This is a genomic window from Leucothrix mucor DSM 2157 (assembly GCF_000419525.1).
Lineage (GTDB): Bacteria > Pseudomonadota > Gammaproteobacteria > Thiotrichales > Thiotrichaceae > Leucothrix > Leucothrix mucor.
In genome coordinates this window covers 79,167-89,037 of sequence record NZ_ATTE01000002.1, presented here as the reverse complement: position 1 = coordinate 89,037, position 9,871 = coordinate 79,167, and the positions used below count along the sequence as shown (strand labels likewise).

General features: G+C 41.1%; 11 protein-coding genes. 5 read left to right on the top strand and 6 right to left on the bottom strand.

All coding sequences use genetic code 11. The annotated features are described in order from the left end of the window. The coding region (locus LEUMU_RS0123860; RefSeq protein WP_026745076.1) for a Y-family DNA polymerase at nt 1-421 on the bottom strand (421 nt) is incomplete at its 3' end. Next, entirely contained in the window at nt 402-851 is a 450-nt protein-coding gene (locus LEUMU_RS0123855; RefSeq protein WP_022954817.1) for a LexA family protein, read from the bottom strand. The genes LEUMU_RS0123855 and LEUMU_RS0123860, both read right to left, overlap by 20 nt. A 297-nt stretch (nt 852-1,148) precedes the next feature. Between LEUMU_RS0123855 and LEUMU_RS0123850 the strand changes: the two genes are divergently transcribed. Beyond that, entirely contained in the window at nt 1,149-1,355 is a 207-nt protein-coding gene (locus tag LEUMU_RS0123850; RefSeq protein WP_022954816.1) for a hypothetical protein, read from the top strand. Between the two features lie 339 nt (nt 1,356-1,694). After that, complete coding sequence (locus LEUMU_RS0123845) at nt 1,695-2,024, top strand: hypothetical protein (protein WP_022954815.1); 330 nt, start codon at nt 1,695-1,697, stop codon at nt 2,022-2,024. A 109-nt stretch (nt 2,025-2,133) separates the two neighbouring features. On the opposite strand, the gene LEUMU_RS0123840 is transcribed toward LEUMU_RS0123845, so the two are convergent. The 4 genes from LEUMU_RS0123840 to LEUMU_RS0123825 form a co-directional block, all read right to left on the bottom strand. Beyond that, nucleotides 2,134-3,120, bottom strand: a complete 987-nt coding sequence (locus LEUMU_RS0123840) for a tyrosine-type recombinase/integrase (RefSeq protein WP_022954814.1) — start codon at nt 3,118-3,120, stop codon at nt 2,134-2,136. A 269-nt stretch (nt 3,121-3,389) separates the two neighbouring features. Then, nucleotides 3,390-4,151 carry an ImmA/IrrE family metallo-endopeptidase gene (locus LEUMU_RS0123835; protein ID WP_022954813.1) on the bottom strand — a complete coding sequence of 254 codons (762 nt, stop codon included), beginning with the start codon at nt 4,149-4,151 and terminating at the stop codon, nt 3,390-3,392. A gap of 2 nt (nt 4,152-4,153) precedes the next feature. Beyond that, nucleotides 4,154-4,585 (bottom strand): hypothetical protein, encoded by a 432-nt coding sequence (locus tag LEUMU_RS0123830; RefSeq protein ID WP_022954812.1) that lies wholly within the window; start codon nt 4,583-4,585, stop codon nt 4,154-4,156. After that, the gene (locus LEUMU_RS0123825; protein ID WP_157474577.1) at nt 4,582-5,208 is read right to left on the bottom strand and encodes a hypothetical protein; all 627 of its coding nucleotides are present in this window, start codon (nt 5,206-5,208) and stop codon (nt 4,582-4,584) included. The genes LEUMU_RS0123830 and LEUMU_RS0123825 overlap by 4 nt, the downstream gene beginning before the upstream one ends. A gap of 164 nt (nt 5,209-5,372) precedes the next feature. On the opposite strand from LEUMU_RS0123825, the gene LEUMU_RS0123820 reads away from it, so the two are divergent. Genes LEUMU_RS0123820 through LEUMU_RS0123810 form a run of 3 tightly spaced genes read left to right on the top strand, consistent with a single transcriptional unit; the run spans nt 5,373 to nt 9,572 of the window. Then, complete coding sequence (locus tag LEUMU_RS0123820) at nt 5,373-6,596, top strand: anti-phage 6A-MBL system MBL-fold protein (RefSeq protein WP_022954810.1); 1,224 nt, start codon at nt 5,373-5,375, stop codon at nt 6,594-6,596. Further along, complete coding sequence (locus LEUMU_RS0123815) at nt 6,589-8,826, top strand: anti-phage 6A-MBL system cap2_3 protein (RefSeq protein ID WP_022954809.1); 2,238 nt, start codon at nt 6,589-6,591, stop codon at nt 8,824-8,826. The genes LEUMU_RS0123820 and LEUMU_RS0123815 overlap by 8 nt, the downstream gene beginning before the upstream one ends. Next, nucleotides 8,820-9,572, top strand: coding sequence for a hypothetical protein (locus LEUMU_RS0123810; RefSeq protein WP_022954808.1), 753 nt, complete (start codon nt 8,820-8,822; stop codon nt 9,570-9,572). Before LEUMU_RS0123815 ends, LEUMU_RS0123810 begins: the two co-directional genes overlap by 7 nt. Nucleotides 9,573-9,871 lie beyond the last annotated feature (299 nt).

Sequence of the window (9,871 nt, the reverse complement as noted above, 5' to 3'; positions counted from 1 at the left end):
CGGTCCATTGCTCGACGGTCTGTCGAATTTCCTGGCCATAGGCATTCAAATTCCAGTGTTGAAAACCGTCAAAGTCCAAGAACGCTTCGTCGATCGAGTACACTTCGATCCGAGGTGCAAAGCGGGAGAGTACATCCATGACGCGATGCGACAAGTCACCGTATAAAGCATAGTTTGATGAGAAGACGGCCACATCATGTTGCTTCAGAAATCGTTGTGCTTTGAAATAGGCTGTTCCCATACTGATGCCAAGTGCCTTGGCCTCATTGCTGCGAGCGATGATGCAGCCATCGTTATTGGATAGCACGACGACTGGTCGACCAATCAACTCGGGCCTAAATAAGCGCTCACAACTGGCATAGAAATTATTGCAGTCAATAATTGCAAAACGGGTTTTTTGATCAGAAGTTATGAATTGCATGCGTGACACATCCCCAGATTAGGAAGTCGCTATTTTCTCCAATCACGATAGGCTTATATTTTGGATTTTCAGGCATTAGCCGAAGACCCAATGCATCTTTCTGTAAGCGTTTTACCGTCAGTTCACCGTGAACGACTGCAATCACAATGGAACCATTAACAGCAGCTTCTGAGCGATCAACAATCAATAAATCCCCATCATAGATACCAGCTCCAATCATGGAGTCACCTTCGACTTTTAACATGAAAGTTGCAGAAGGCCTGGGAACCAATAGTTGGTTAAGGTCCAGACGGGTTTCTAAGTGGTCGTCGGCAGGGGAAGCAAACCCTGCTGAAATGCGACTGCTGTACAGGGGAACCGCCAATAGACTTGGATTTTCTTGTAGCGTGATCAGTTGATAACTGAGTGGGGTGGAATTGGCAGTTTTCATTATTCGCCTTTTGTACTGTATCAATATGATTTAATATAGCCTAAAATGGAACAAAAGGAGAACGAAAGATTTATATATACCTTACTGATAGCGCTATGTTTCTATTTTATAGTTATCAACGCGACCTAGGAAATGCTGCCCTGGATCAACTTCTAGCTTATTGTTGAGAGCTTCATAGTAGGCCTTAAGAGAAGGTTTTTTAAGTAGACTCAGCTCAGTAACCAGCAGCAGACAGCTCATGTTTTGTTTGATTTATCAGTGTGTATGAACAAGGAACGATATAACTGAGGTAATCCCATGATTGAAGTATTGGCAGCCCATAGACAAGAACTAGAGAAAGAATTGCGAGAGCGTGTTCAGGCTTTTTTTGAGAAAAATGATGAAGCACCTGAGAGCATTTCTATTGAAATGAAACTCGCAGAAGCTGATCAGAAAGATGGCTTATCGAGCATTCATATTTTGGTTAGAGATGCTTCCACCGGCATTACACTTGCGACGATTTAGACTGATGCTTAGTCTTGTTGCAAATCATGCCTTATGGGGCATAAAGTACTGTTGAATTGCGGTATTCCTACTAGAGAGCAATCTTCTCAATCTGGTCTGGATAGCCAGGGGCACACACACCTTCATTACGGATGGGGGTCTTTACTGCCCTGAGTTCCAAGCGTTTTATCCACCCCTGACTATGCAGCAGCGGCAGTCTAGTATTCAAGCCCAACGACGAAAAACGATCCTTACCAAACCTTTACTGCTTCCTTATGACTGGTTTTCGCCATATCCCTAATATGGACTCATCGGCACACAACGCTGACCACTTAAACCAAATTTCACAAGGTGAATAACATGAAAACTCTTACTAAAACACAAAAAGTGATGATCAATACAGTTTTGGCAATCGCAGTAATGACACCAGTTAGTCAAGCACAAGCAGGGCTTTTTGGTGACATAGGAAATGCATTAGACAAAGCAGCAAACACAGTTGGCGGCGAAACTAAGAAAGCACTCACCACTCTCGGTGGCGAAACTAGGAAAGCAGTCACTACACTTGGCGGCGGTATTGTAAGTACAGCAAATACTGTTTCAAGCGGCGCTAAAAAAAGAGCTAAATCTAAAGAAGCAGAATTAATAGCGAAGAATTTAGCTAACCTGGGAATAATCGTTTTTACCAAATAAGGGTGTTGTTTACTAGTAGCTTACTGCCGGACTTGTTCCGGCTTTCGCTTATGTGCCGGGGATGATGATTCATTGTCAGTCCTTTATATTGAGTAGGTCTGGAATATCGCTAAATGATAATTTTCTCAATCTCGTCTAAAGACATGGCATCATTGGTTCTGTCATAAAGCTTGGTCGTGCGAGGTGATTCGTGTGCAGCCATTTGTTGAGCTTTTTCGAGGGTTCCGTTATTGCTTAGGTAAGTAGTGATCCCTGTACCACGGAATGTATGGTTGCCGATTTTAGTAGCGATACCTGCTGTGGTGGCTCTACGCTGAACCATCTGCCAGCCATAAGTTTGCAGCATTGAGTTTTCTGTCATGACCCTTTTGCGCCCACCTTGGAAAGTGCGGAACAATGGAGACTTTGGTTGATCTCGAATACCGGCAGCATCAAGGTACTCGTCTAAGTATTGTTCTAAGGTATGGTGTGCTGGCATCTCATGACGCTTTCCACCTTTTTCATGAAGCCGGATCCACCAACGCTTACCTGTCGGGTAGTAATCATCAACCTTCATAGAGGTTGCTGCGGTGATTCTGGCAAAAGTGTAAACCATCACTGCAATTAGAGCCCGGTCTCTTAAACCAATCAATGTATCTGTTGGGATGCTATCAAATAACTGTCTGGTTTCCTCCGGCGTCAGTATCGGTGTTTTCCCTCTATTTGCCACATACTTTGGCCCGCGTACAGAGGTCGCCGGATTGGTCTGTACGATATGACCGGTTACCAACCAATCGAATAGCATCCGAATTCCAGCCAAATGCTGTTTTACAGTCGGGGGGCTAAGTGACTGCTGAAGCACCTCGATATAGGTTGCGACATGGATGGAATGGATACTGCCGAGTTCAAGACCATGGTCTTGGCACCAGGTAAAGAATTGTGTTGTTGATACTAAGTAGGCCCGCCGCGTATTTGGGTTTCTGATCTGGGCTGTAAAAAATTCAACATAACGATACGTAGCATGTTCTCCGGCGTTTGAAACGATCACGGGGATCTCAGCGTTTGAGCTGATCATACTTGGGAGTGCTTTTTTCGGTGTTTGAATTAAGTTGGTCATTTTTTATGCCTAATCTGAATTTTCTGGAGAACCGCCCTGCTTTGTACTATAGCATATGATAAAGGACGTTATCATATGCTATAGAGTAAAGAGGAGGGTGACATAAACAAAGTCCGTTTGGGGAGGCTCTTGAGAACTGGTTTGTTGGCTTCATCAGGTTCTCAGCATATTAATGATGTAAAGGACAGCTGTGTCAGGAAGTCAGATAGAGATGCGCGGATCAGCTGGACGGAAATTAGTCTAGTGGCAGGGTATAGGTAGCAATTAGGTTAGGTCATGAGTTGTTCTTCATTTTTCCACCAAATTAAGGAGAGGAAGTCATAGCCATTTGTGAAGACACTCTCAACAACACTGAAATCTTCGGAATAAGAGCCATCTATCCATTTATCAGCATCTACCTCAAGGCAGTTAGAAAGAACAAATACTTCACGTGGATGTATGATTTTTTTATGAGGCCATATTGAATCTGGAACAATTGAGTTTCTAGAAAACCACCGCCTAGTACCATCTTTACTCCAACCAATTATCATACACGGAAGGCTGCTTAACTCAACTAGGCGAATGGCGGTGCTGGTTCGGGAAGTGTTAAATTTTTCAGCCAAATAATTGACGGACTCAACTGTAATACCCAAACCATTTTGGTGGGTGTTAAAGATATGTTGAGGCATCAGTAATTCAGCAGAAAATTTATTAGCACGTACTTCTTTTTGCTGTCTAAAATTCTCCTTAGAAGCCGTACGCTGTCTCATGTCATTGGTATCACACCTGTATGTCAGATTTTTTCCACGATCATTTACCCAGTGACCCAATTCATGGCCAAGTGAAAAACGCTGTCTCGGTAACCCCGCATTAATGCTAACAGTTATAATAGCTTTTTTATCCGTGCCAATAATGTTGCCTTCACAATCTGACAGGTGTGTTCGCTTTACATCAGCATTCAACGAAAAGGCAACTAAATCTAGGTCGATATCATCCGGCTCATAGATACCTAAGCGTTTTAAAATCTCATCGGGCTGTTGTTTAAATATCATATTTATTTTTCGATGCCGTTTGGATCGATAAGACCTAACTCTACCAAGTTCTGCCAGATTTCTATTATATCTTCTTCACTGTCGCCTTTACCTTGTTCTCTAAAGGCAAGAATGATGCCGTCAGGTACTGCTTTATTCTGTTTTTGCATGGTAGAAACAATATCCGATAACATTTCAGGAATAGATCGCCTTTGCTGGGCGTTTTGGATATTTTTTTGATTTTTCTTATATTCTGCAAATGCGGATTGCTCCTGAGATAAGCGATTTGCTCGTTGTTGACTAATGGTTTGTGTTATCGCAGCACAAGCTTGCTGAACTTCTTGTGGTGAGGGGTATCCGTCGCTGCCAACAGAAGCAAGAATTGCTTCATCACTAGCTTCTAAAGTTGCATTGATAACGTATTCATTAATCTGCTTAATAAATGCTATTGTCATGAATCTAACTCCCACCATGGCAATCCGTTTGGATAACGTTTCCTCACCTTGTCTTTGATTCTCTTTTCAACATTTCGATATACCTGATCTGTAAACTTACAAATGTCTAATATTTTGGACTTCTTCTGTTCATCTAACTTTTGACTAATGAAGCAGTCAGCCTCAGGGTCATCTGTAAACAATTTTCGAATACTCATCATCCAAGTTGAAATTAGCTTATCAGATTGATCACTTACAGTATCTATTTCCGCAGATGGATGAGACAAACTGCTAGTAGCACTTGTTTGTTTCAGTGAACTATCATCTGCGATCAACACTTCATCAATTGTAGGTGTAACAATCAATTTCGAGCGTTTTTGCTCTTCATTGCTGATGATGCTTTTCCCAGTTTCTATAAAAAAACTGATAGCTATTAGATTCCTCGGCCATTGCCGTTCGAGAGACAAAGATTTATCAACTACCTGATTTAAAAGTTCATTTGCAGACAAGCCAGTTCGAGCATTGCAGCCCAAGGTACGATAAACCTGAAGTATTCGCACTGTATCTGCCTCTGATAATTTCTCTAGCAAATCTTGTATCTCAATACCCGAGTAGTGGATATTACTTGCTTCCATTGAGTTCACTATTCGTAGACTCCTATCTACTAATTACTGATGACTTATAAAAAGTGGCAATAAAAATCGCCACTTTTTATAAGTCAGCAGTATGTGTAGGCATAGGGCAATTTAGCACCCTGAGCATATATTTTTAAAAATTATACGCAGCATATGCGTAATTGGGTAACAGTATGACAAAAAAATCGACAATCAACCATATTCCAGTTGGTAATGGCGACATGACGCTGATAAAAATAGCATCAAATGATAGATATCATTATGTTCTTATAGATATGCATATCCGTAAGAATAGTGAACCCGATGATGATAAATGTGATGCGCTCATGGCGCTTCATGAGATGCTGGAAAAGGATGTTGAGGGACGTCCATATTTAGATGCACTAGTTCTCACACACCCTGATGAAGATCATATTAGAGGGTTTGAGGATCACTTTCATCGAGGTGTTCCAGGCGCTTATGTAGCACCTAAAAAAGGTGAAAGAGGTAAGATATTTGTCCGTGAAATTTGGTCTTCACCAATGATCATGAGACGAAAAAAGAAGAACGAGAGCCTCTGTACAGATGCTGCTGCTTTCAAAACTGAGGCAAAACGCCGAGTCGAATTATTCAGAGCTAATAAGACGATTGGCCAGCAAGGTGATCGCGTACGTTTAATTGGAAAAGACGAAGGCGGCAAGACCGATGACATAATGGATATTGTCTATCAGAATGAAGACGTAATCGATAAAATAAATGAAGCCTTCATCAAAGAGTTAAGCGCTCTGGTTCTTGGGCCACTTACTGATGATGAATTTGAGGATGGTACCAGTCCTGATAAAAACCGCTCTAGTATTATCATGCAATGGGGGCTTGCAAGTCACGGCTACACAGAACCTTCTAACTATATTTTACTGGCGGGAGATGCTGGGGTTGAGGTGTGGGATTTAATGTGGGGGAAATATAAAAATGACACCAGCAAGCTAAAATATGACATTTTATTAGCTCCGCATCATTGTTCATGGCATACCTTATCGCATGATAGCATTAAAGATTCTGATAGTCCGCAAGTGTCTAAAAGTGCAAAATCCGCATTGAGTGAGGCACGTCCAGGCGCAATCATTGCCTCAAGTAGCGACGAAATTAAAAATAACAAAAATGATCCACCCAACTACAAAGCTATGAAAGAATACGAAAGTATTGTCAATGAGGTTGATGGTAAGTTTCAGTGTCTAGCTGACTATAAACCGTCTGGTGGAAAGACTCCTGAGGTACTAACTTATAAACTAACAAAGAATGGACCTCAAGAAGAAACCAAAGCTTCTTCAGCATCATCATCTGTTGGTAAAGAGGCAGCTCGAACTGCTGCAACGGGAACATTGTTTACGGGCGCAGGAAACGCAATTGGTCATGGCTAAAGAACAACTGGATACATTAACTACTTCTATTCAAGAGGCCATAGAGCAGATACGCCACTATCCTGCGGTCAATTGTGTGAAAGAAGTGTCTATAGAAATGAACGTCATTTTAATAAAAACAGATTGGGCAGTTAAACTGCCCAATGCGTTTCTTAAACAGAAAGTTTCAAATACTGGCGTAAGAGAAATAGAGAATGTTTACTGGAAAATCCCCCTTGATTACCCATTAAGAGCACCATCACCTCGATTAAGAGCTGACTTCCCGATAAATCTGCCTCATATCAACCCACATACACAGGGGGAACTAGTTTTCCCCTGTGTATATGAAGCTTCTCTGGAAGATTTGTTACATAGCATTGGATTAACAGCTTTGCTGGATGCTACAACCCAATGGTTAAACAACGCAGCGGCAGACGAATTGCATTGCCCAGTGCAAGGCTGGGAGCACATGCGTAGAGATGATATTAACGGTTTGATTTATACTGATACACATTCGATTCGTAACGAGTTAGATAACAATCCAAGTAGTGTTAAATTTTATAATTATCGTTATTGTCGTGTGAATAGTTCAAATGACTGGCTGCTGGGAACATTACTAAACCCCAGCTTGGGGTCGTTGAATAGTTCGATTAAAAAGAAGCACTTAGGGGTGTTATCCAACACTAAAATTCGCAATGCGCCGAGTGTCTTATTCCAAACGGCAGATGAAAGTGTTTTTGACGAATATCACCCTGAAACAGTTCATGACTTCTTGAGTTTAAGAACATTCGCAAAAGATATAGATCTGCAGCTAGCCTTTGATGCGCGTTTAAAACATATTCTATCTTTAGCAAGCCCTGAAGCTATGGGTAAACAAAATAAAGCAGCTATTGAAGAATTTTTAGTGGTTTTCGCAATTAGGAGGCCGTTCCATTTAATAGGCATTGAGAGTCCATGGGAGCTTCTGGCATACCGGGTATTTTTCGACCAGAAAAATAAAGGAATGATTTCTAACAATACAGTCGTACGACCAGCTCAATTGACTGATCAGTGTAGTCCTAGGTTGCTGCAAGCTGTATCTGGAAAGAAAGTTGAAGTACCTGTCAGGCTTGCCTTGTTGGGTTGCGGAAGTCTAGGTTCTAAGATTGGACTTCATTTGGCTAAGACTGGCGGGTATCAGTTTGAGCTTGTTGATAATGATTATTTCAGTAGTCATAACAATGCTAGACATGGGTTGATTGTTCCCAACTTCAGCAGTTTGTGTACCAGTAAAGCTGAATTGTTATCCCGAGAGATGACGAACCTTAATGTTTTCTCCAAATCAATTGATGAGGACATTCGGGCTATGAATGAGAAGGAAGGATTCTCACTCAATAAAAAGACTGAATATACTCTTGATACTACGGCTTCTCTTTCAGTCCGATACTGCTTGTCACACCATTGCAATACACTCCCAGGAAGGCTGATTCAATCAACTTTATATGGAAAATCCACCGTGGGTATTGTTGCTATAGAAGGAGAAAATCGATCTGTTCGCTGTGATGATATTGCTGCCTTTACGAATACTTTATGTATTGACCATCCGCAAATTAAACAGGCAATGTATGGCGGGAATGGGCCAGAGCTTAACCATTTTGGAGAGGGCTGCGGTTCAGTGACAACAATAATGAATGACACTGATATTTCATTGATGTCAGCTGCTGCTGCCTCACGAATTAATACAGAAATACAGCAAGGAAAGACTAGAACTGATGGTGCTTTGCATGTTGGCGTAATAAATCCATCATCCTTGGAGATGAACTGGATGACTTATATATTTTCGCCAACATTAACCATAGCTAGGACTAGTCGCTATGAATGGGATGTCAGAGTTATTGGTACCATTGTTAGGAGAATTGAAGAGCTTAGCAATCGAGACCCTACAATAGAAAATGGAGGGGTCATTGGAGGCCAAGTCTGTCATCTTTCAAAAACCATATACGTCAACTATTTGTTAGATGCGCCCAAAGGTAGCGTACATAGTCAAAGTTTCTTTGCTTTGAATACAGATGGACTCCCAGAAGAATTTGAGCGTATTCATGGGCTCACTAACGGTCAAATAACATTTTTGGGTACTTGGCACAGCCATACCAATGCAACACCACCATCAGCAGTAGACAGAGATTCGCTAAAAAGACTGCAAGTAAATTATGATTTACCGATTGTAATGCTGACTTATACCGGAGGGCACATAGTGCGAGTGGAATGCTAAAAGAACTTGGATCATTTTTTGATCACTACACAATCAACGCGAGATTTAAGCCAGTATTCTTTTCGACACTCCCATTTGTACTAACAATGTTGGCTTGGTGCCCGATCTCCAAAAGCTTATTGGGTGGCACACTAACAGTTTTGATTAGCTTTGGGGTAATGACCTTTATATCTACACTTATCTCTAATTTGGGAAACAAATGCCAAGATAGGCTGTTTTCACTTTGGGGAGAGGCTCCAACAACAATTATTCTCCGGCACTCGGATAAATCTATAGACAAATATACGAAGCAACGTTATCACCAATGGCTCAGTGAGAAGCTTGGTAATTTTAAATTGCCAAGCGTGGAAGAAGAGAAAAACGACCCCGAAGATGCTGACTCTAGATATAAAAGTGCTATTAATTTTCTTCGTGAATTCACCAGAAACAAAGAAAAATATCCCGCTGTTTATCGTGATAATGTGAACTACGGTTTTTCACGTAACTTATTGGCAATACGCAGTTTTGGTGTTTTTATCTCATTTTTTTGCGTTATAGCGAATCTATCTTTTCTTTGTGCGTTATTCGATTACTATCAGGCTGATGTAGGGACCGTAGAATTAAACGCTAACTTCTTTGGTATTGGTGCTGGATTTGCTTCAGTAATTTTTATGGCTGCGTTTTTATTCATAGTGAATAAAAATTTTGTCAGGGATCGTGGGTTCAGATATGCAAAGACACTCCTGGAATCATGCGAATTAAAGTAGTGAATAATAGAGCCTGAAGCAGACTGCTGATATCAAATTCTGTAACACTCCAACAAAATCACCATAGAGTTTTTCAGCTGGTTTATGAGCACTCTAGCATCTCCCAAAGTGAGGGTGAGTTCTGACTTTGGGGGAAGGTTTCAGTCTCTTGTTCTGATGTTAACTTTGTTAAAAAACGTTTGAAAATACTATTTATATAGTAGTGTTAAGACAGAATATACCTTTGACAATCGTCAATCATTGAAATTTTTTTCAATAATATTCAAGTTTTTTACACCGCGGAGTGAGTCTTTCAAGCT